This window comes from Allobosea sp. GW821-FHT03A12 (assembly GCF_058986765.1).
The window spans coordinates 1,031,713-1,052,320 of record NZ_JBYSVZ010000001.1 but is presented as its reverse complement, the minus strand read 5'-3'; the positions used below and the strand labels follow the sequence as shown (position 1 = coordinate 1,052,320).

Here is a 20,608-nt window from a genome sequence, read left to right as displayed (position 1 = left end):
CCTCACCGCTCCGCCCGCAGGAAAGCGGTACCGATCGGCAGCTTGCGGATGCGCTTGCCCGTCGCGGCGAAGATGGCATTGGTCACGGCAGGTGCGACGATGGCGGTCGCGACCTCGCCGATCCCGCCCGGCCCCGCTCCACTGTCGATCAGGTGCGTCTCGACGCGCGGAACCTCGTCGATCCGCAGGGCCGGGTAGTCGTCGAAGTTTCCCTGTTCGACGCGGCCATCCCGGAAGGTGATCGCACCGTGCAGGGCCGCCGTCAGGCCATAGACAGCGCCGCCCTCGATCTGTGCCGCGGTAGTGTCGGGGTTGATCGCAACCCCGCAATCGACGGCGCAGACGAGCCGCCTGACCTTGACCGCGCCATCGGCGGCAACCTCGACCTCCGCCACCATGGCGAGATAGCTGCCGAAGGCGAACTGCACGGCAATGCCGCGGCCCTGGTGCGCTGGCAGGGCTGCCCCCCAACCGGCCTTGGCGGCAGCAAGGTCGAGCACGGCGCGTGCCCGCGCGTGCTGGCCGGGGATGAGCTGCCTGCGATAGGCGAGAGGATCGATGCCCGCAGCGGCTGCCAATTCGTCGATGAAGCTCTCGACCACGAAGACGTTATGCGTCGCACCGACGCCCCGCCACCATGAGGTCGGGACGCCGCGCGGTTCGACCCGGACATAGTCGACGAACAGATTGGGCACGCCGTAGATCATGTCGGCCGCGCCCTCGACCGCATCAGGGTCGACACCATTTTTCACCGCCGGCGGGAAATAGCGCGACAGGATCGAGGAGCCGGCGATGCGATGCGTCCAGGCTGTCGGCCGGCCGCCGGCATCAAGCCCGGCGGAGATGCGGTCATAGTAATAGGGCCGGTACATATCGTGCCGGACATCCTCGGACCGGCTCCAGACCACCTTGACCGGCCCTTCGACTTGCCCAGCGATCTTCACAGCCTGGGCGATGCCATCGACCTCGAGGCGCCGGCCGAAGCTACCGCCGAGGAGCTGGTTGTGGATATGGACCGCGCTCTTGGGCAGGCCGGTGATCGCGGCTGCCACCGCCTGCGCGATCGTCGGAACCTGCGTGCCGACCCAGATGTCGCAGCGCTCCTTGCCGACTTCGACGGTGCAGTTCATCGGCTCCATCGCCGTGTGGGCGAGGAATGGCATTTCGTAGATGGCTTCGAGCCGGCGCGCGGCCCGGGCGAGTGCGGCCCGCGCATTGCCTTCCTTACGCGCAATCGCGCCGGGATGGCGCGAAGCCTGCTCGAGCTCCCTGACGAGCATCGCGCTGTCGACATCGCCATTCACGCCGTCGTCCCAGCGGACCGCAGCGGCCTCCAGGCCCTTGTAGGCGGCGCCCGTATGCGCGGCGACAACGGCGACAGCCTCATCCGTCACCACGACCTGGCTCACGTCCTTGACCGCAAGCGCGGCGGCCCGGTCGAGCCCGCTCGGCTTGCCGCCGGAGACCGGCGAGATCGCGATCGCGGCGACACGCAGACCGGGCGGGCGGACATCTAGGCCGAAGACGGCACTGCCATCGACCTTCGCCGCACCTTCGATACGGCGCAGCGGCTTGCCGATCAGGCGATAGCTGGAGCTATCCTTGGGCTTGCTGCCAGCAGCGGCGGAAAGCGGCAGCTGCGAAGCCGCTTCGGCAAGATCGCCGTAGCCGAGACGCTGCCCGCTGGATGGATCGATGACGGCGCCAAGGCCCGCATGCAGTGTGGCGGGCTCGACCTGCCAGCGCTTAGCCGCCGCCGCAATCAGCAGGCCCCGCGCCGTCGAGCCCGCCTGCCGCAAGGGTTGCCAGAAGGCGCGGATAGACGCGGAGTTTCCGGTCGATTGCACACCGCCGAGCACCGCGTTGCCATAGAGCGCATCGTCCGCCGGGGCCTGTTCGAGGCGCACTGTCTCGAGACCGATCTCGAGTTCCTCGGCGAGCAGCATGGAGAGAGCGGTGTGGATGCCCTGGCCCATCTCGGCCATCGGCATCACCAACGTCACAAGCCCCCGCCGGTCGATGCGGATGAAGGCGTTCGGCGCGAAACCGACTGTGCTTGCAACATGCTGCCCGTCGGCATGCATCGGCAAGGCGACGGCGACAACAAGACCGCCGGCCAGTTTCAGCAGGTCGCGGCGGCTCAGGGCCGCCTCGGGAACAACCATGGTCATGTGGGACATATCATCCGGCTGCACAGTGGATCGCGGCGCGAATGCGCTGATAGGTGCCGCAGCGACAGATATTGCCGGTCATCGCCGCATCGATTTCGGCATCGTTCGGTCGCGGTATAGCCGCCAGCAGCGCGGTCGCCGACATGATCTGGCCGGGTTGGCAATAGCCGCATTGCACCACGTCGAGGTCGAGCCAGGCCTGGCGCAGCGCCTTGCCCTGAGGGGTCGAGAACACGCCTTCGATCGTCGTGATCTGCCGGCCTTCGGCCTCCTCGGCTGCCGTGATGCAGGCGCGCACCGGATTACCGTCGATATGAACGGTGCATGCGCCGCAAAGCCCCGCACCACAGCCGAACTTTGTGCCGGTCAGGCCGAGGACATCGCGCAGCAGCCAGAGCAGCGGGGTGTCGCCATCGACATCGGCGGCATGGGCTGCCCCGTTCACGGTTAGCCTGATCACGAAGCAGCTCCAGCCGCAGCCGCATCGCCTTGCGGCACGGCGGCGAGCATGGCGAGCCCCTCCGCGACCGGGACGACGTCCGCATATTTGGCATTCATGTCGAAGAGGTTGACCGCATGCGAGGTCGGGCTGCGGTCGAAGACGCAATCCTGCGGTACGACGACCCGGAAATTATAGGAGAAGGCGTCGACCACCGAGGCGCGGACGCAGCCGCTGGTGCTGCAGCCGGTGACGAACAGCGTGTCGACCCCAAGGTCGATCAGGTGGCTGAGCAACGGCGTGCCGAAGAAGGCGCTGGGATGCTTCTTCGGCAGCAGCAGGTCGCCCGCTTGCGGCGCGATCTCCGCGACGAAGTCGTAGCCTCGCGCATCGACCCCGAACATCGCCGGCACCTTGGCGGCGAGGCGGCCGGCATCGGTCTGCGCATCCTTGGGCGCGACATGGGGGTAGAGCACCGGCAGGCCGAGCCGGCGGAAGGCGCCAAGCAGCGGCTGGATCTGCCCGACCGCGTTCCAGGCGGCATCGCCGCAGGCGGTCGGGTATTCGCGCACCGCCTCATCGTAAGGCATCGGCACACTGCCGGTGGTGCGGTACTGCACGTCGATCACCAGCAGCGCTGGCTTGCGACCACAGCCGCCGCGCTGGCCAAAGCCGGCGGCGGCGTAGCGCCGCTCCTCCTCGGGGGGAACGACGCCCTGCCAGGGCAAGGCGGGTTGCTGAGTCATCGCAGATATCTCCGATCGTGCGGGCCACTCAACGCCGGAAGGCTTTGAGCAGCGCGTCGCAGAAGTTGAACAGGACGTCGCCGGCGATCGCGCCCGCGGCGAAGACCTGCATGTCGGCTTCGCTGCCCGGCCCACGCAGTCGGCCCCAGATCACGCGCAAGGCGATCGCGACCGCCACGGCCCAGCCGGCGAGCGGCGAGTTGATCAGGAGGCCCGTGGCGAGCAGCACGCCGAGCTGGCGCTTGGGCCCGCCGAGCAGTTGCAAGATCGCGCCGGGGATCGCCCAGATCAGCAGCGACCAGGCGACGCTCGCCGAGGCGCCGGCCTGAATCGTCGCGGCATAGACCTTATCGACCGGTGGGACGAGATTCTGGGCAAAGAAGCTCGGATAGAGCAGCGCGACGCAGGCGCCTGCGACGAGGAAGCCGAGCATGCCGGCAAAGAGCTGCTGGCGGCGGCCTTCCAGCTCGAAGGCCGGATCCTGGCCCTCGCCGCGCAGGATGTAGCCCGCCTTCAGGTTGAAGCCCATATCGGCGAAGGCCGGGCCGGTGGCAACCGAGAAGCCGGCGAGCAGCGCCAGGGCCGGCAGCGGAAAGCCGATCAGGATGCCGACGATCAGCGTGACAAGCGCCACCGCGAAAGCCGGGAAATAGCCGGAATGCATCGCCGCCAGGCCAACGATCAGCTCATGCACATAGGCGGCGAACGCGGCGTAGACGAGGAAAAGCAGCAGCATGCCGAGCGACATCTCGCTGATCAGGCCGCCGGCGAGCGCGATGATGAGCGCGATGACGAGATAGCAGGCGGTGCCAAAACCGAGCGAATGCTTCAGCGCCGTTGGCGAGACCTCAGTGGCGTCGACGACCCTGGCCGGCTCGCGCCGCAGCATCAGCCGGCTGATCTCGACGATGACGACGAGGCTCGCACCGATCAGCACGCCATGCGGCACATAGGCCGCCATCAGGTCGCCCTTGGGCACGATCGCCGACAGGCCCGGCAGATCGAAGATCACGCCGGCATAGCCACGAAGCAGCAGGCCGATGCCGAACATCGACAACGCCCAGATATTGCCGAGAAAGGCGAAGCCGAAGGCAGACATCGGCACCTTGAACAGCGCCCCAACGATACCGACGGCAAGGCCGACACCCATCAAGACGAGCTTGCTGCCGCCCTGATCGCCGGCCCTGATCGTCTCGGCAATGGCAACACCGAGCGGCCAGGCTCCGGAGGCGGGAAACAGGCGCGAATTGAACAGGCGATAGAGCAGATAGGCGTCGAGCAGCATCGCCAGGAAGGCGCCCGCCAGCATTGCCGGGATGAGATCGGGCCGGCCGAGCACGAAGGGCACGCCGATCGGCACCAGCAAGCAATTGGCGGCGCCGAAGGTCGCGGCCGCCGTGGCGCTCTGGGCTAGGTTCTGCACATGGACCGAGCGATAGCGCAGGAACAGGCCGACCGGCACGCGCGCCAGCGCCATCGCGACGAGTACGCCAATCAGGGAGGTGTTCGGGGTGACGCCTAGTGTGACGATCAGTTGCAGGCCGATCAACGCGCCGAAAAGGCTCAGCAGCAGGATCAGGATCAATGTCGACGGCGTCAGAACGCTCGGATGTCGCTCGGTCGCGACCTGGGTCCTGTCATGCATGCGCTTCCCCCGGATTTGTTGGTTTGTTGATCTGGCGCGCCGCGGTCGTCAGCGGCCGAGATTGGCCGGCGGGACGTCGGTCACGATGAGTTTGAGGTCGTCGTCGGCAATGCCGAATGGCGCCAGGCTCTGGACGATGGCGGAGCGCAGCTCGGTCTTTTGGGCCGAGTTACGGCCGGCCAGCATGTAGATCTCAATGCGGCAGAAGCTCTCGGAACGACCTTCGCCGACGAGACGTTCGCCGGGGCCATGACAAGTCATCACGACGTCGTTCTGGCCCGCATGAACGCCGAGCGGCGAAAGGCAGGCCTCGCTCACCGCCAGCATGACCGCCGAGCGCTGCGCCTGCAGCCCGGCCCCGGCTTCGATTCTGATACTGGGCATCGCACACTCCCGGAACACGTCACGGGAGTGTCATTCACGGGTCAACAAGCAACAATATCGCTGCTGGAAGCAGAACTAATTACTATTGGTAGCGAATGTGCACGTCGACCGGTCTAGTCGGCCAGCTCCCCGACGACGAAGTCGAGGAAGGCGCGCACTTTTCCCGGCACGTGACGGCGCGAAGGATAGACGGCGTAGACCGAGGATTGCACCGCGGTCCAATCGTCGAGCGTGGTCTGCAGGAGGCCCTGTTCGAGATCGTCGCGGATATAGATGCTCGGGAGCAGGGTCAGGCCGAAGCCGGCGCGGACCGCGTCGCGCACGGCGAGGCTGGAGGTCGCGCGATAGCGACCCGACACTGGCACGCGCACGTGGTCCGCTCCCTTACGAAACTCCCAATCGTCGACGTGGCCGGACAGCGAGAACTTGAGGCAGTTGTGTTTTTGCAGATCTGCCGGCCGTTCCGGCCGGCCATTGCGAGCAAAATAGGCCGGCGCGCCACAGACTACCTGCTGCATCGTCATCAGCTTGCGAGCGATCAGGCTGGAATCGAGGAGATTGTCGCTGGCCCGGATCGCGATGTCGAAGCCTTCCTCGACCAGGTTGATCCGGCGGCTGTCCATATGCAGATCGACGGATAGATCGGGATACTGCTCGAGGAAGCGCGGCATCGCCGCCGACAGCCGGATCAAGGTCAGCGTCGCCGGCGCGGCGACCCGCAGCAAGCCGCTCGGTCGGTGTTGCAGCGGTCCCAGCGCGGCGTCGGCTTCGGAGAGTTCGTCGAGGATGCGCACCACGGAGTCGTAGTAGTGCGAGCCAGCCTCGGTGCGACTGAGACGCCGTGTGGTTCGATTGAACAGGCGGGCCCCGAGATGCGCCTCGAGCTCGCCGATATTCTTGCTGATCGCAGCTGGCGAAAGACCGAGCTGGCGCGACGCCGCCGCGAAGCTGCCGGCTTCGACGACCTGGCGGAAAACCTTGAGTGCGGTAAAACGATCCACTTTGGACACCCAGAGTAATGAGTGATGCTTCCGAGGCAGGCATTCCCTACGGAATCAAAATAGATGACGGTTTGGGCTCACGGGCAATGCCTGTCACTCACGAGAGCCGACCATGCCGCACTATTTCTGCAAGGCCTGCGGAATCCGCTATCCAGACAGTGCCGCCCCGCCGAGCCACTGCCTGATCTGCGAGGACGACCGCCAGTTCGTCCCGAAAGCCGGCCAGGAATGGGTCACGCCGGCTGAGCTCGCCGTCGGCCGCTTCAACGCGTTTCGCGAGGTTTCGCCCGGCCTCTTCGGCCTCTGGACCATGCCGCAATTTTCCATCGGCCAGCGTGCCTTCCTGGTGATCACACCGGCCGGCAACGTGTTGTGGGACTGTGTCAGCTACCTCGATGCCGCGACGGTCGCGATCATCAATTCATTCGGCGGCCTGAAGGCGGTCGCCATGTCGCATCCGCACTTCTACAGCGCCATGGCGCAATGGGGCGCGGCCTTCAACTGTCCCGTCTTCGTCCATGAATCCGACCGGCAATGGGTGGTCGATCCCGATCCGCGCCTGACCTTCTGGCAAGGCGACAGGCATGAGCTTCTACCCGGCGCGAATCTGCATCGCTTCGGCGGGCATTTCCCGGGCAACAGCGTGCTGCATCTGCCCGAGCGCAGGACTTTGCTGGTGGGCGACACCGTCCTCGTCACCTGGGATCGCCGGCACGTCTCGTTCATGTGGTCCTACCCGAATTACGTACCGCTCCCGGCCGCCGAGGTCAGGCGCTTGGGCGCACGCTTCGACGAACTAGAGTTCGATTCGCTCCATTCGGCGTTCTGGGGCCGCGGCGACATCGAAACCGATGCCAAGGCGGCGGTCGCCCGCTCGGTAGAGCGACACATCCATGGGCCAGGAGTCGAGATGAACATCAGCACCGCTCAGGAAACCGCCCAATGACGAACGCTGCCGTGCAGATGCACAGTCCGACCACCACCCCTGCCCTGCCCGTCGCAAGCAACGGCCGTATTGCCGACCATGCCATCGACCCGCTGTTCCTGGAGCGGTGGTCGCCCCGGGCCTTTACGCCAGATGAGATCAGTGAAGCCGAATTGATGCGGTGTTTTGAGGCGGCGCGCTGGGCGCCCTCCTCCTACAATTCGCAGCCTTGGCGCTTCGTCTATGCCCGCCGCGGCAGCGAGGACTGGACGAACTTCCTCGCGCCGCTCAGCGAGTTCAACCAGAGTTGGGCCGGCGAGGCGGCTGCGCTCGTCACAGTCTTGTCGAAGACCAAGATGCTCCGCCCCGGCTCTACGGAGGAAACGCCCGCCTATAACCACTCCTTCGACGCAGGCGCGGCCTGGGCAAGCTTTGCGCTGCAGGCGGCGATGAATGGCTGGAACACACACTGCATGGCGATAACCGATCGCGATCTCTGCATTCAAAGACTGATGGTTCCCGAAGGTTACCGTGTCGAGGCGACGATCGCGATCGGAAGGATAGGAGACAAGGCGTCGCTGCCAGCAGCATTGCAGGCGCGGGAAACGCCAAGTTCTCGCGATCCCGTCTCGAAATTCGTATCGGCGGGGCGTTTCGGCGACTGACAGGCCACCGCCGGCCACGCCGCGTACTCCCCCGCCGCGTTTCATAAGCGGTTACCTCGCGGTTGAGCATCAGGCGAACCCGATGCAGCACCATGATGCTCTGCTGCTCGACGCTCTTCACCTCGACGAAGCGCATGGTCGGGCGGGTCACGGCCTCACAGATCGCCTCGGCATCGGCTGCGTCGTTCTTCTGCCGCTTGACGTAGGGCTTCACATAGCTCGGCGGCATCAGCCGGACCTGGTGGCCGAGGTTGGTCAACTCGCGCGCCCATGATGTCCCGTGGCGCAAGCTTCGATACCGACCAGGCAAGCCGGCAGCTTGGCGAAGAACGCAAGCAGCTGCACTCGCCGAAGCTGCCGCCGGACGACGACAACGCCACTCCGGTCGACCCCATGAACCTGAAAGACCGACTTCGCGATGTCCAACCCGATCGTGACTGCCTGATCCATGCTCTCCTCCATCTCTGCGAGAGCTTACGCTCCCGCGGGGCTGGAGAGCCGTCCACAGCATCAGAAGCCGACATTCCTTCTCAGCCGGAGAGCGGACGTCTCGATTTGTCATGGGCCCGCATCCGCCCTGGCGCCGAACAGAAGTTTGATCCTGAGAATTTATGGGGTGCGTTCGCCAGCGCGGATCGCAACCGGCAATCGGTTTTCGGGAGGCGAGAGTGGACATACCCACGCCTCCGAATAGGCGCAGGAAGGGTAATAGGCGAAATTGAAATCCAGGATCATTCGGCCGTCATCGGATGCGCCGAGATCCGCGCCCTTGATCGTGTCCAGCAAATAGCGTCCGCCGGGAAATGTCTCGTTCCTGTTCGTCGCATCGCCGAAAGGTAGGAATACCCCACCCCCATAACCCTCGATCCAATAGAGCGTCAGTTCGGCGCCGAGCGCCTCGCCGAGCCCGCGGGTCAAGGCATACGGCACAATCCTCATTCGGCCATCGTTGCCGACTTCGATATCGATCGTCTCGCGATGAGAAGCTGGCTCCAGCGTGACGGCGAAGCGCTGCGCCGGATCATAGGCGAAATAGTCCAGCGCCCGAAACGATGCGCGACGGTCCGACGTTAAAGGCGACTGCGCGTGCTCACGAAACAAGCCGTCCCGCACATTTCGCCAATGAGCCCAAGCTTGCTGGGCTGGCATTGTCCTCACCGATGCATAGAGATCAGCAATGCGTCGCCGCCAGTCATGCAGGCTCGATATTGCGCCGAGCCATTTTTCCGGCGAAGGCGTATCGGCAGATGGAAGAACGTCTTCGGTCATCAATGGCGCTCCGGGCTCCTGCTAGAACGGGAAACCTGTCGGCTGGTTCATGGGATTGAACGGATAATTTGCTGCGCTTGGGCTGATCAGAACCCAGAACGCCTTCTGAGCGCGAGCCTCAGCGTTTCGACGGAGCGAAACGAGCGAACAGTTGATACGAACCTCCAGAATGGGTGATCGCCACAGATGAACGCCGCAAGCCCGGACGCTGTTGCGGACAAGATGCGCCAGTAGCTGACTTCGGCACCACTCCAGATAGCGGAGATTCCGGAGAGGCGCTTCAAGCCGGTGTGGTGCTGCGGCAGATGCCTTCTCTTCGGCGGCCCGAGCTAATGGCATGTCCGTTGCTAGCTCACCCGCGATCCGCGCGAACCAACGCCGGGCTTCGAGGGGAGCACTGTCATGTCGTCCACACCCATCACTCGTGCCGCCGTGCTGGCGGTCGGCTTCTCGACCGCGCTCGCGGGCGCCGCGCTTGCGCAGGAGAAAGTCCTGCGCATCGGCATGACCGCCGCCGATATCCCGCGCACGCACGGCCAGCCCGACCAGGGTTTCGAAGGCAATCGCTTCACCGGCATCCCGATGTATGACGGGCTGACCAATTGGGACCTGTCCTCTGCCGACAAGGCCAGCGTCGTCATCCCCGGCCTCGCCACCGAATGGGCGGTCGACGCCAGCGATAAGACCAGATGGGTGTTCAAGCTGCGCCCGGGCGTCAAGTTCCAGGACGGTTCGGCCTTCGATGCCGCCGCGGTGGTCTGGAATGTCGAGAAAGTGCTCAACAAAGAGGCGGCTCACTTTGCTGCCGACCAAGTAGGCGTCACCGTCTCGCGCATGCCGACCTTGAAGTCGGCCAAGGCAATCGACCCGCTCACCGTCGAGCTGGCGACATCCGAGCCTGATGCTTTCCTGCCGATCAACCTGACCAATCTCTACATGGCCTCGCCCACGCATTGGGCCGCCAAGCTCGCTGCTGTCCCCGCGTCGGTGACCGACGCCGCCGAACGTTCGAAGCAGGCCTGGGCCTCCTTCTCGGCCGATCCGTCGGGCACCGGCCCGTTCAAGGGCGTGCGGCTCGTCCCACGCGAACGCTTCGAGATGGTCGCCAACAAGGCCTATTGGGATGAGAAGCGGATTCCGAAGGTCGACCGGGTCGTGCTGCTGCCGCTGCCGGAGGCGAACGCCCGCACCGCCGCCCTGCTCTCCGGCCAGGTCGACTGGATCGAGGCGCCGGCGCCCGACGCCGTGCCGCAGATCAAGCAGCGCGGGTTCTCGCTCTATACTAATGCCCAGCCGCATGTTTGGCCCTGGCAGCTCTCCTTCGCCGACGGCTCGGTCTGGCTCGACAAGAAGGTGCGTCACGCCGCCAATCTTTGCGTCAACCGCGAGGAGCTGAAGACGCTGCTCGGCGGACTGATGGAGGTGCCGAAGGGCACGGTGCCGCCCGGCCACCCCTGGTGGGGCAATCCGAAATTCGAGATCAAATACGACCTCGACGCCGCCAAGAAGCTGATGACCGAGGCCGGCTTCTCGGCGTCGAAGCCGGCGAAGGTGAAGGTGCTGACCTCGGCCTCGGGCTCCGGCCAGATGCAGCCATTGCCGATGAACGAGTTCATGCAGCAAGCGCTGAAGGACTGCTATTTTGACGTTGCGCTCGAGGTCGGCGAGTGGAACGCCGTCTTCACCAACTGGCGCGAAGGCGCCAAGCACGCCAATGCGCGCGGCGCCAACGCCACCAATGTCACCTATGCGGCGATGGATCCGTTCTTCGCCATGGTCCGCTTCGTCTCGACCAAGACCTTCCCGCCGGTCTCCAACAACTGGGGCTATTTCGGCAATGACGAGTTCGACAAGCTGATCGCCGACGCCCGCACTTCCTTCGACGGCACGGCGCGCGACGCGGCGCTCGCCAAGCTCCACGCCCGCATCGTCGAGGAGGCGCCCTTCGTCTGGGTGGCGCACGATGTCGGCCCGCGCGCGATGAGCGCCAAGGTCAAGGGCGTGGTCCAGCCCAAGAGCTGGTTCATCGACCTCGCGCCGATGTCGATGGAGTGAGGAGGCTATCTCTCGCTACGCCCTGACGGCAGCGGGTCGATCCCGACACTTCTGCCGTCATTGCGAGCAAAGCGAAGCAATCCAGACCGTCGCGCTCGGCTGTACCTGGATTGCTTCGTCGGCTGACGCCTCCCCGCAATGACGAGGGGCGCATATGGCACGGCCCTTGCTGAGCCGGTTCAGAACCCTTCCAGATCAAAGGTGCCCGATGCTCCGCTCAGCCCTGGCCCTCTCGCTCGCCGCCGGCGTCGCGCTCCTCGCCCAGAGTGCGTTCGCGCAAGGCACGCTGCGCATCGGCATGACCGCCTCCGACATTCCACTGACTACCGGCCAGACCGACCAGGGCGGCGAGGGCATGAGGTTCATGGGCTATACGGTCTATGACGCGCTGATCAACTGGGACCTCTCCAGCGCCGACAAGCCCTCCGACCTCAAGCCCGGCCTCGCCACCGCCTGGGCCGTCGACGCGGCCGACAAGACCAAATGGAGCTTCACCCTGCGCGAGGGCGTGAAGTTCCATGACGGCTCCGAATTCACGGCCGAGGCGGTGGTTTGGAATCTCGACAAGCTGCTCAAGAACGACAGCCCGCAATTCGACCAGCGCCAGGCGGCGCAGGGACGCTCGCGCATCCCGGCGGTCGCCGCGTACAAGGTGATCGACAAGTACAAGGTCGAGATCACCACGAAATCTCCCGATGCGACGCTGCCCTATCAACTCGCCTGGGTGATGATGTCCTCGCCGGCGCAGTGGGAGAAGCTCGGCAAGAACTGGGAAGCCTTCGCCAAAACGCCGTCCGGCACCGGCCCCTGGCAGCTCACGGCGTTCCAGCCGCGCGAGCGGGCCGAGCTCTCGCCGTTCAAGGACTACTGGGACAAGGCGCGGGTGCCCAAGCTTGACAAGCTCGTGCTACTGCCGCTGCCGGAGCCGAATGCACGCGCCGCCGCGCTGCGCTCCGGCCAGGTCGACTGGATCGAGGCACCGGCGCCCGATCTCGTCGAGTCTCTGAAAGGTGCCGGCTACAAGATCGTCACCAATGCCTATCCGCACAACTGGACCTGGCATCTCTCGCGCGTCGAGGGCTCGCCCTGGAACGACATCCGCGTGCGCAAGGCGGCCAATCTCGCCATCGACCGCGACGGGCTGAAGGAGTTGCTCGGCGGCATGATGATCCCGGCCGAAGGCTTCTATCCGCCCGGACATCAATGGTTCGGCAAGCCGAGCTTCAAGCTGAAATACGATCCCGCGGCGGCCAAGAAGCTGCTCGCCGAGGCCGGCTACTCTCCGGCCAAACCGCTCCAGACCCGGATCCTGATCTCGCCCTCCGGCTCGGGCCAGATGCAGCCCCTGCCGATGAACGAGTTCGTCCAGCAGAATCTCGCCGAGGTGGGCATCAAGGTCGATTTCGAGGTGGTCGAGTGGAACACGCTCATCAACATCTGGCGCGCCGGCGCAAACCATGAATCGTCGCGCAAGGCGACGGGAATGAACTACACCTATTTCATCCAGGACCCGTTCACCGGCTTCATCCGCCATCTGCAATGCGATCTGAAGCCGCCGGCGGGCACCAATTGGGGCATCTATTGCGACCCCGAGATGGACAAGCTCTTCGACCAGATCCGCACCACCTTCGATCCGGTCGAGCAGACGAAGATCCTCCAGAAGACGCATGAGAAATACGTCGACGACGCGCTCTTTCTGATGGTGACCCACGACGTCAATCCGCGCGCCCTGTCGGCCAAGGTCAGGGGCTTCGTCCAGGCGCAGAACTGGTTCCAGGACTTCTCGCCGATCTCGATGGACAAGTGAGCAGCGAATGACGCGAGGCCGGCCATGCTGACCTATCTCGCCAAGCGCATCCTCTACGTGCTGCCGGTGGCGCTCGGCGTCAGCCTGTTCTGCTTCCTGCTCGTCCATATCGCGCCCGGCGACCCGCTGACCTCGGTGCTGCCGCCGGACGCCTCGCAGCAGATGCAGGAGGAGATCAGGAAGCTCTACGGCTTCGACCGGCCGCTGCCGGTGCAGTTCGGGCTCTGGCTCTGGAAGGCGCTGCAAGGCGATCTCGGCACCTCGATCGCGACGGGACGCCCGGTCGCCGCCGAGGTCTGGCGCGCTGTCGGCAACACCTTGATGATCGCCTGCCTCGCTACGGTGATCGGCTTCGTGCTCGGGTGCTTCTTCGGCTTCGTCGCCGGCTATTTCCGCGGCTCCTTCCTCGACAAGTTCGCCTCCCTGCTCGCCGTGCTCGGTGTCTCCGTCCCGCATTACTGGCTCGGCATGGTGCTGGTGATCGTGTTCTCGGTGCAGCTCGGCTGGCTGCCGCCCGGCGGCGCCGGCCCCGGCGGCTCGGCCGCCTGGAAATGGGACTGGGAGCATGTCAGCCACATGATCCTGCCGGCGGTCACCATGTCGGCGATCCCGATGGGCATCATCTCGCGCACGGTCCGCGCGCTGGTCGCCGACATCCTGAACCAGGAGTTCGTGCCGGCGCTGCGCGCCAAGGGCCTGATGGATTTCGGCGTCTTCCGCCATGTCGTGAAGAACGCCGCGCCGACCGCGCTCGCGGTGATGGGCTTGCAGCTCGGCTATCTGCTGGGGGGATCGATCCTGATCGAGACGGTGTTCTCCTGGCCAGGCACCGGCTTCCTGCTCGGCAACGCCATCTTCCAGCGCGACCTGCCGCTGCTGCAGGGCACGATCCTGGTGCTGGCGATGTTCTTCGTCGGACTCAACGTCCTCGTTGACATCGTGCAGGGCCTGCTCGATCCCCGCGTGAGGAGGCGTTGAGATGAGCGCGGTATCCTCTCCGGCGGCAGTGCCGGCAACGGTGCTGCCGCAGCCGATGCGCTCTCCCGGCTACTGGTCCGGCGTCTTCAGGCGCTTCCGCAAGGACAAGGTCGCGGTCGGCGCCGGCATCGTCGTGCTGCTGATCATCCTGATGGCTGTCTTCGCCGATTATATCGCCCCCGCCGACCCGACCCGCTCCTCAATGCTGCGGCGCCTGCGTCCGATCGGCACGCCGGGCTATCCGCTCGGCGCCGACGAGCTCGGCCGCGACATGCTCTCGCGCCTGATCCACGGCGCCCGGCTCTCGCTGTTCATGGGTGTGGTGCCGGTCTTCATCGCCTTCGGCTTCGGCTCGCTGATCGGGGTCGCCGCCGGCTTCTTCGGCGGAAAGTTCAACACGATCACGATGCGCACCATCGACATCTTCTACGCCTTCCCCTCGGTGCTACTGGCGATCGCGCTCTCGGGCGCGCTCGGCGCCGGTGTCTTCAACTCGCTGCTGTCGCTGACCATCGTCTTCATCCCGCCGATCGCGCGCATTGCCGAGAGCGTGACGACGCAGGTCCGGGCGATGGATTATGTCGAGGCGGCGCGCGCCTCCGGGGCCGGCTCCGGCACGATCATCCGCGTCCATGTGCTCGGCAACGTGCTTGGGCCGATCTTCGTCTATGCCACCAGCCTGATCTCGGTCTCGATGATCCTGGCCTCCGGCCTCTCCTTCCTCGGCCTAGGCACCAAGCCGCCGACGCCGGAATGGGGCCTGATGCTGAACACGCTGCGCACTGCGATCTATGTCCAGCCCTGGGTCGCCGCACTGCCGGGCGTCGCAATCTTCATCACCTCGATCTCCTTCAACCTGCTGTCGGACGGGCTGCGCTCGGCCATGGACGTGAAAGGCTGACCGATGTCGCTCTCGCTCCATGCCGAAGACGGACTCGACCGCGGCGGCGCCGGCACTCCACTGCTCGAGGCACGGACGCTGACCAAGCACTTCCCGCTCGGCCGCGGCGCGGTGGTGCGCGCGGTCGACGGCGTCGACTTCACGGTGATGAAGGGTGAGACGCTCGGCGTCGTCGGCGAGTCCGGCTGCGGCAAGTCGACGACGGCGCGCGTCGTCATGCAGCTGATCCCGCAGGACGAGGGCCAGATGCTGTTCGACGGCGAGGCCGTCGGCAGCAGGGCGCTGTCGCTGAAGGATTATCGCCGCCAGGCGCAGATGGTCTTCCAGGATTCATTCGCCTCGCTGAACCCGCGCCTCACCATCGAGGATTCGATCGCCTTCGGCCCGATCGTGCATGGGGTCCCGGAGTCCGGCGCGATCCTGCGGGCTCGCGACCTGCTCGCCCGCGTCGGGCTTGATCCCGCCCGCTTCGCCGCGCGCTATCCGCACGAGCTCTCCGGCGGCCAGCGCCAGCGCGTCAATATCGCCCGCGCGCTAGCGCTGGGGCCACGCCTCGTCATCCTCGACGAAGCCGTCTCGGCGCTCGATAAATCGGTCGAGGCGCAGGTGCTCAACCTGCTGATGGACCTGCGCGAGGAGTTCGGGCTGACCTACATCTTCATCAGCCACGACCTCAACGTCGTCCGCTTCATCAGCGACCGCGTCATGGTGATGTATCTTGGCGAGGTCGTCGAAATCGGCCCGGTCGAGGAGCTCTACGACGATCCGCGCCATCCCTATACGCGCGCGCTGCTTTCAGCGATGCCGTCGATGGACCCGGACAACCGGACGATGGAGGCCCCGCTCGCCGGCGATCCGCCGAACCCGATCAACCCGCCTGAGGGCTGCCGCTTCCACCCGCGCTGTCCGCATGCCCAGACGGTCTGTTCCAAGGCCAAGCCGGCGCTGACACCGGTCGGCAGCGGTGCGCGGCTCGCCGCCTGCCATATGGAAATCCCCGGCTCCGGCCACAGCCGCGCTCCCGCGCTGGAGGGTGCCGCATGACGACGCCTCTCGTCGCGATGGAGAACGTCACCGTGCGCTTCAAGGGCGCGCAGACGGTCCATGCCGTCAACGGTGTCTCGTTGACGCTGGAGCCCGGCAAAGTGCTCGGCATCCTCGGCGAATCCGGTTCGGGCAAGAGCGTGACGCTGAAGACGCTGCTACGCCTCCTGCCGGAAAGCCGGACCGAGATTGGCGGCCAAGTCATGGTCGACGGCCGCGACGTGCTGGCGATGACCCCAGCCGATCTCTCCGACTATCGCGGTGCCGTCACCTCGATGATCTTCCAGGACCCGGCCCTCGCGCTCGACCCGGTCTATACCGTCGGTGAGCAGATTGCCGAGGCGATCATGCGGCATGAGAAGATCGGCGCGAAGGCGGCGATGAAGCGCGCGCTCGAGCTGCTAGAGCTTGTTCGGATTCCCTCGCCGGAGCGGCGGCTCAAGGCCTATCCGCACGAGATGTCGGGCGGCATGCGCCAGCGCGCCATGATCGCGCTGGCGCTCGCGGCCCGCCCGAAGCTCCTGCTCGCCGATGAGCCGACGACGGCGCTCGACGCGACCGTTCAGATCCAGATCCTCTTGCTGTTGCGCCAGCTCCAGCGCGATCTCGGCATGGGCGTGATCTTCGTCACCCACGACATTGGTGTCGCCGTCGAAGTCTCCGACCGGCTCGCGGTGATGTATGCCGGCCAGATCGTCGAGACCGGAACGGTGCGCGAGCTGCTGAGGGATCCACGCCATCCCTATACGCGCGGTCTCCTCGCGGCGAACCTGCATGGCGCGAGGAAGGGGGAGCGGCTGGAGGCCATCCCCGGCGCACCACCGCCGCTGAACGAGGTTCCTTCCTCCTGCTCATTCGCGCCACGCTGCAAGCAGGCACAGGATGCGTGCCGGACGAGCTTGCCTCCGGCGATAGCATTCGGCGAAGGGCGGCTCGTGCGCTGCGTTCAAGCCGAAGCGGCGCTTCAGCCCGCATGAGCGCCCGGTCATCCAGCTCTCCGGCTAGCTGCCATAGACGCGGACATAATCGACACGCAGCCGGGCCTCACGATCTTCCGCTCTGAGCGGCTGCGGAAAGGGCACGTCGGACCGTAAGGCGAGCGTGATCAGCGGCCAGAAGACATCGCTTTGCGCATCGAGCTCGCTCGCGCGGCCGATGCGCCAGTCGATCGCGCGGCCGGTCTTCGGATCGCGGATCGGCCTGCGCTCGAAATAGAGCACGCAGCGATCGCCCTCGATCAGCCCGCCATAGCGGAAATAGCCGCTAGTCAGGTCAACTTCCGTGGGAACGCCGACACCCTCGTGGCGCTCGCCCGGCTGTCCCCATTCGTGCAGATAGGCGCCGTAGAGCCGGTGCTCCCAGCCCTTGTGCTCAACGATGTCGATCTCGACGCTGGTCTTGGGGAACAGGATGCTGCGGCCATTCATCAGCCAGAAGGCCGGAAAGCTCAGCGGATGGGCCGGGAACCGCATCCGCGCCTCGAAATAGCCGCTGCGCCAGCCTTTCAGGATCGTGCCGTCGCGGCGCGCCGTCTGGAGATTGCCGGAGACCCACTGAAACTCCGGGAGTGCGTTGCCGTAATAGGCGGGCACGTTCATCTGCCTGCCGAGATAACGAGCCGAGATCTCGAGTGCGTGACCGCCCGAAGCCAGCGGGTCGGCGACGATGGCGTAGGGGTCGAAGCCCTCCTCGCCGCCGCGGCGGCTGAAGGCCGAGCGGCCGTAGAAGCCGGGCTCGTGGGTCGTCGCCTTCGGACCGGCCTGCCAGATCGCCGGATCGATGTTGGCGAAGGACTCATCGAAGACGAGCCTGCGACCGAGCGTCGGGTCCACGGCATCCTGCTGTGCGGCCGCTTCCGTCGGGCGTACGCTTGCCGCTGTCGCGAGGGCTGCGGCGGCGCGCAGGAGCGTTCGGCGGGACGGCTTGGTCGGCATGGCTCGTCTCCATCTGGTGGGAAGGATCGAGGCGGCTGCGGCCCTTTCACCCCGTACGGGGCAAGGCCGATCCGACTTTGCGACCCAGCTGCAGGGCTGCCTCGTCGTAGAGATCAAGCGTCTCGCGGGCGACGCGCGCGATCCTGAGATGGTCGACCCGGTACTGGCTGCGCGCCCGCCAATGGCTGATCGCATCGGGCTCCGCGATCAGCCTCGACAGGGCGGCGGCAAGCGCATCGGAGTCGCGGGGCGGGACCAGCACGCCGGCCTCGCCAGCTTCGAGCAGTTCGGGAATGCCGTCGACACGGGTCGCGACGATGGCGCAGCCCGCCTCCCGCGCTTCCGGCAGGACGAGCGGCGCAGGGTCGGCATGGGAAGGCAGCACGAAGATGTCGGCCCCGCGCATCCAGGGAAAAGGGTCCGCTTTGCTGCCTTCGAAGCGCACGGCCTCATGGCAGGAGAGACCGGCAACCATATCGCGATAGGTCTGCGCGAAAGGCCCGTCGCCGACGATGTGCAGGCGTGCCTGCGGGTGCTGGCGGTGGACCTGATCAAAGGCGGCAAAGAGATCGGCCAGGCCCTTGCGCGGATGCAGCCCGCCGACGAAGAGGAGGCTCGGCGAAGCGAGCGTGACCGGGGTAGTCTCGCGGTTCGCCAGGCGGGCGGAGCCGATGGTTCCGTTGAGGATGACGCGCAGTTTGCCGGCTGGGATGCCGCGCCGGCGCATCGAGGCGCCGACCGCGGCGCTGACCGCGATGACGCGCGTGCCGAGGCCCATCAGAATGGCGCTCTTCTCGAACTCATTGTGAACAGTCGTGATCAGCGGGATGCCGGCGAGCTTGCAGACCGGCCAGGCGAGGACCGCGCTGGTCATCATATGGGCATGGACGATGTCGGCGCTGAAATTGCCCACGACCTGCCGGAGGGCCCAGGCCGACCCCAGGAGCGTCGTTGCCTTGCGCTGATGGTCGATCGTGAAGAGCTTGACGCCGTTGCGGACAAGCAGGCGATCGAAATCGCCGCCACCGCTGGCGACGGCGACGACATGGCCGAGCCGGCTCTGCTCGCAGGCAAGGTCGACTGCAGCGTGGACATGGCCGTTCGACTGCGTCGTGTGATTCAGCAAATGGAGGATACGCATGGGCCCATCACGATGCTCGGACCGCAACTCGCCTGCGCTCGCGCCTCTGCGCCGCTGGGCCCCGCGAGCCTTGCATTTACCGTGCCGGGATCGTCGCGGCGGTCCGCAGTGCCGCCTCGGCCTCGATCGTCGAGACCCGTGCCGTCGGCTGGTAATTGAAGCCGCCTTGCCGCCCGAAGGACTCGATTCCGAATTCCTTCAGCGCCTTGACCGCCTCGGCGGCGCTCTCGTCGGCGCCATTGCGGTAGATCGGGTAGGCATTGTCGAGGAACTGGCCACCTTCGAGCCTGAGATCGCCGCGGAACAGCCCATTCGCCGCGACATGGCTGCGGAAATCCGCCTCGGCCCGGGCGATCGACTTGCCGACATGGTTGGCAATGACCTCGACACCGAAATATTCGCGTCCCCGCACGCGGCCGTAGAAATCGGAATACATCGTCAGGCGCTTCCAAGCGCCATCATAAGAGAAATTGTAGATGATCTCCTCGTCGAAGCCGCGCGTGCCGTCGAAGCTGAAATAGAGTGCCAGCAGCGTGATCGTCTCGAGTTCCTGTGAAACGGGCAGGTTGCAGAGCGCCTGCAGGCGCTGGATCGGAATGGTCGAGACGATGCGATCGGCGACGATCGCCTGCCCCTCGCGGAACAGCACGAAGCGATTGCCGAGTTTTTCGATCCGATCCATCTTTGCGCCCAGCAGGAAGCTGGCACCGCGCGCCGTCAGCGATGCGGCCGCCGCAGCGTAGAGGGTGGCGAAGCCTTCGCGTGGTCGCGCCATCTGCCGGTTGGCCGGGGCCTGCGGCTTCGTCCGGCGCAGGCGGCCGAGGATGGCGCGCAGCGAGGCGTGCTCGCTGATCCACTGCATGCGCTTGCGGGCCAGTTCGATACCGATCCGGTCGGAGGCGATGCCATAGAACCGGGTCATATAGGCATCGAGGCCCGAGCGGTGCAGCAGCCTCGCCCCGATCCAGTGACGGGCGAATTCGCGAGCGTTGCGCATGCGCCGCTTGAACAGGCGGGCATAGGCCGCCGACGCCAGGATCCGGGCAATCTCGGCCGGCCCGGCGCGCAGGATGTCGTCCTTCACCGAGATCGGATAGGCGGTGATCAGCCCTTGCGGATTCAGCCTGGCCCAACGCGGCTGGATCGGCACGTAGAGCGGCAGCAGCTCGGGGAAATGCTGCAGCAGCGGCGAGTCGTCCTGGAAGATCAGGCTGCCTATGTCGAAGGTGTAATCGCCGGACGACCAATCGATATGGTTCCCTCCGAGATGCGCGTATTCGTCGACGACGATGATCCGCCTGCAGCCTTGATTGGCGAGCACCGAGGCCGAGACCAGGCCCGAGACGCCCGCTCCAAGGACGATCGCATCGCAGTGTCGGGCGGCCGTGCTGTCGGGATCATCGATCCGCTGGACCGTCTCTTCCATCCCCGAGCCCCATCGATCGGACATGCAACAAGGCTAGTCGCCTGCAAGATCAGCTGAAAGCAAGACTCGTCACCACG

At 65.8% G+C, this 20,608-nt stretch carries 18 protein-coding genes and 2 pseudogenes; 8 read left to right on the top strand and 12 right to left on the bottom strand.

The features are described 5' to 3' along the window. Positions 1–2: 2 nt before the first annotated feature. The 7 genes and pseudogenes from AC3WLC_RS04950 to AC3WLC_RS04920 form a co-directional block, all read right to left on the bottom strand. Complete coding sequence (locus AC3WLC_RS04950) at positions 3–2,171, bottom strand: xanthine dehydrogenase family protein molybdopterin-binding subunit (RefSeq protein WP_493682817.1); 2,169 nt, start codon at positions 2,169–2,171, stop codon at positions 3–5. Between the two features lie 10 nt (positions 2,172–2,181). Continuing rightward, on the bottom strand, positions 2,182–2,628 hold the full coding sequence (locus AC3WLC_RS04945; protein ID WP_493683130.1) for a (2Fe-2S)-binding protein: 447 nt from the start codon (positions 2,626–2,628) through the stop codon (positions 2,182–2,184). After that, positions 2,628–3,356: an isochorismatase family protein gene (locus AC3WLC_RS04940; protein ID WP_493682816.1), complete on the bottom strand. Its 729-nt coding sequence runs from the start codon at positions 3,354–3,356 to the stop codon at positions 2,628–2,630. The genes AC3WLC_RS04945 and AC3WLC_RS04940 overlap by 1 nt, the downstream gene beginning before the upstream one ends. A gap of 28 nt (positions 3,357–3,384) precedes the next feature. Beyond that, positions 3,385–5,001: an OPT/YSL family transporter gene (locus AC3WLC_RS04935; RefSeq protein ID WP_493682815.1), complete on the bottom strand. Its 1,617-nt coding sequence runs from the start codon at positions 4,999–5,001 to the stop codon at positions 3,385–3,387. Positions 5,002–5,049: 48 nt separating this feature from the next. Next, entirely contained in the window at positions 5,050–5,385 is a 336-nt protein-coding gene (locus AC3WLC_RS04930; RefSeq protein WP_493682814.1) for a tautomerase family protein, read from the bottom strand. 113 nt (positions 5,386–5,498) lie between these two features. Then, the gene (locus tag AC3WLC_RS04925; protein ID WP_493683129.1) at positions 5,499–6,179 is read right to left on the bottom strand and encodes a substrate binding domain-containing protein; all 681 of its coding nucleotides are present in this window, start codon (positions 6,177–6,179) and stop codon (positions 5,499–5,501) included. Positions 6,180–6,260: 81 nt separating this feature from the next. Next, positions 6,261–6,386: pseudogene (locus AC3WLC_RS04920) on the bottom strand (helix-turn-helix domain-containing protein); the annotation flags it as partial. Between the two features lie 112 nt (positions 6,387–6,498). Here AC3WLC_RS04920 and AC3WLC_RS04915 point away from each other — a divergent pair. Continuing rightward, entirely contained in the window at positions 6,499–7,332 is an 834-nt protein-coding gene (locus tag AC3WLC_RS04915) for an MBL fold metallo-hydrolase (RefSeq protein ID WP_493682813.1), read from the top strand. Between the two features lie 17 nt (positions 7,333–7,349). After that, complete coding sequence (locus tag AC3WLC_RS04910; protein ID WP_493683128.1) at positions 7,350–7,976, top strand: nitroreductase family protein; 627 nt, start codon at positions 7,350–7,352, stop codon at positions 7,974–7,976. Between the two features lie 49 nt (positions 7,977–8,025). Here AC3WLC_RS04910 and AC3WLC_RS04905 read toward each other — a convergent pair. After that, positions 8,026–8,426, bottom strand: a pseudogene (locus AC3WLC_RS04905) (IS110 family RNA-guided transposase); the annotation flags it as partial. 159 nt (positions 8,427–8,585) lie between these two features. Beyond that, complete coding sequence (locus AC3WLC_RS04900; RefSeq protein WP_493682812.1) at positions 8,586–9,245, bottom strand: DUF1684 domain-containing protein; 660 nt, start codon at positions 9,243–9,245, stop codon at positions 8,586–8,588. A gap of 402 nt (positions 9,246–9,647) precedes the next feature. Here AC3WLC_RS04900 and AC3WLC_RS04895 point away from each other — a divergent pair, with 402 nt between their 5' ends. The 6 genes from AC3WLC_RS04895 (at position 9,648) to AC3WLC_RS04870 (ending at position 17,007) form a co-directional block, all read left to right on the top strand. Continuing rightward, positions 9,648–11,300: an ABC transporter substrate-binding protein gene (locus AC3WLC_RS04895; RefSeq protein ID WP_493682811.1), complete on the top strand. Its 1,653-nt coding sequence runs from the start codon at positions 9,648–9,650 to the stop codon at positions 11,298–11,300. 208 nt (positions 11,301–11,508) lie between these two features. Continuing rightward, positions 11,509–13,107, top strand: a complete 1,599-nt coding sequence (locus AC3WLC_RS04890; protein ID WP_493682810.1) for an ABC transporter substrate-binding protein — start codon at positions 11,509–11,511, stop codon at positions 13,105–13,107. A gap of 24 nt (positions 13,108–13,131) precedes the next feature. Next, on the top strand, positions 13,132–14,085 hold the full coding sequence (locus tag AC3WLC_RS04885; protein WP_493682809.1) for an ABC transporter permease: 954 nt from the start codon (positions 13,132–13,134) through the stop codon (positions 14,083–14,085). Between the two features lies 1 nt (position 14,086). Beyond that, positions 14,087–14,986: an ABC transporter permease gene (locus tag AC3WLC_RS04880; RefSeq protein WP_493682808.1), complete on the top strand. Its 900-nt coding sequence runs from the start codon at positions 14,087–14,089 to the stop codon at positions 14,984–14,986. Between the two features lie 3 nt (positions 14,987–14,989). Further along, the gene (locus tag AC3WLC_RS04875) at positions 14,990–16,030 is read left to right on the top strand and encodes an ABC transporter ATP-binding protein (RefSeq protein WP_493682807.1); all 1,041 of its coding nucleotides are present in this window, start codon (positions 14,990–14,992) and stop codon (positions 16,028–16,030) included. Next, positions 16,027–17,007, top strand: coding sequence for an ABC transporter ATP-binding protein (locus AC3WLC_RS04870; RefSeq protein ID WP_493682806.1), 981 nt, complete (start codon positions 16,027–16,029; stop codon positions 17,005–17,007). The genes AC3WLC_RS04875 and AC3WLC_RS04870 overlap by 4 nt, the downstream gene beginning before the upstream one ends. 24 nt (positions 17,008–17,031) lie before the next feature. Here the strand turns inward: AC3WLC_RS04870 and AC3WLC_RS04865 are convergent, their stop codons facing one another. The 3 genes from AC3WLC_RS04865 to AC3WLC_RS04855 all read right to left on the bottom strand — a co-directional run bounded on the left by AC3WLC_RS04865 (position 17,032) and on the right by AC3WLC_RS04855 (position 20,531). Beyond that, on the bottom strand, positions 17,032–17,964 hold the full coding sequence (locus AC3WLC_RS04865) for a LamG domain-containing protein (protein ID WP_493682805.1): 933 nt from the start codon (positions 17,962–17,964) through the stop codon (positions 17,032–17,034). Between the two features lie 46 nt (positions 17,965–18,010). Then, the gene (locus AC3WLC_RS04860) at positions 18,011–19,105 is read right to left on the bottom strand and encodes a glycosyltransferase family 4 protein (RefSeq protein ID WP_493682804.1); all 1,095 of its coding nucleotides are present in this window, start codon (positions 19,103–19,105) and stop codon (positions 18,011–18,013) included. A 76-nt stretch (positions 19,106–19,181) separates the two neighbouring features. Beyond that, the gene (locus AC3WLC_RS04855; protein WP_493682803.1) at positions 19,182–20,531 is read right to left on the bottom strand and encodes an FAD-dependent oxidoreductase; all 1,350 of its coding nucleotides are present in this window, start codon (positions 20,529–20,531) and stop codon (positions 19,182–19,184) included. Between the last annotated feature and the right edge of the window lie 77 nt (positions 20,532–20,608).

Excerpts from the sequence above, each read along its gene's own strand:
- AC3WLC_RS04930 (WP_493682814.1), bottom strand. The coding sequence starts at position 5,385 with ATGCCCAGTATCAGAATCGAAGCCGGGGCCGGGCTGCAGGCGCAGCGC.
- AC3WLC_RS04885 (WP_493682809.1), top strand. The coding sequence starts at position 13,132 with ATGCTGACCTATCTCGCCAAGCGCATCCTCTACGTGCTGCCGGTGGCG.
- AC3WLC_RS04855 (WP_493682803.1), bottom strand. The coding sequence starts at position 20,531 with ATGGAAGAGACGGTCCAGCGGATCGATGATCCCGACAGCACGGCCGCC.
- AC3WLC_RS04880 (WP_493682808.1), top strand. The coding sequence starts at position 14,087 with ATGAGCGCGGTATCCTCTCCGGCGGCAGTGCCGGCAACGGTGCTGCCG.
- AC3WLC_RS04870 (WP_493682806.1), top strand. The coding sequence starts at position 16,027 with ATGACGACGCCTCTCGTCGCGATGGAGAACGTCACCGTGCGCTTCAAG.
- AC3WLC_RS04860 (WP_493682804.1), bottom strand. The coding sequence starts at position 19,105 with ATGCGTATCCTCCATTTGCTGAATCACACGACGCAGTCGAACGGCCAT.
- AC3WLC_RS04900 (WP_493682812.1), bottom strand. The coding sequence starts at position 9,245 with ATGACCGAAGACGTTCTTCCATCTGCCGATACGCCTTCGCCGGAAAAA.
- AC3WLC_RS04940 (WP_493682816.1), bottom strand. The coding sequence starts at position 3,356 with ATGACTCAGCAACCCGCCTTGCCCTGGCAGGGCGTCGTTCCCCCCGAG.
- AC3WLC_RS04910 (WP_493683128.1), top strand. The coding sequence starts at position 7,350 with ATGCACAGTCCGACCACCACCCCTGCCCTGCCCGTCGCAAGCAACGGC.
- AC3WLC_RS04950 (WP_493682817.1), bottom strand. The coding sequence starts at position 2,171 with ATGACCATGGTTGTTCCCGAGGCGGCCCTGAGCCGCCGCGACCTGCTG.
- AC3WLC_RS04890 (WP_493682810.1), top strand. The coding sequence starts at position 11,509 with ATGCTCCGCTCAGCCCTGGCCCTCTCGCTCGCCGCCGGCGTCGCGCTC.
- AC3WLC_RS04895 (WP_493682811.1), top strand. The coding sequence starts at position 9,648 with ATGTCGTCCACACCCATCACTCGTGCCGCCGTGCTGGCGGTCGGCTTC.
- AC3WLC_RS04865 (WP_493682805.1), bottom strand. The coding sequence starts at position 17,964 with ATGCCGACCAAGCCGTCCCGCCGAACGCTCCTGCGCGCCGCCGCAGCC.
- AC3WLC_RS04875 (WP_493682807.1), top strand. The coding sequence starts at position 14,990 with ATGTCGCTCTCGCTCCATGCCGAAGACGGACTCGACCGCGGCGGCGCC.
- AC3WLC_RS04935 (WP_493682815.1), bottom strand. The coding sequence starts at position 5,001 with ATGCATGACAGGACCCAGGTCGCGACCGAGCGACATCCGAGCGTTCTG.
- AC3WLC_RS04915 (WP_493682813.1), top strand. The coding sequence starts at position 6,499 with ATGCCGCACTATTTCTGCAAGGCCTGCGGAATCCGCTATCCAGACAGT.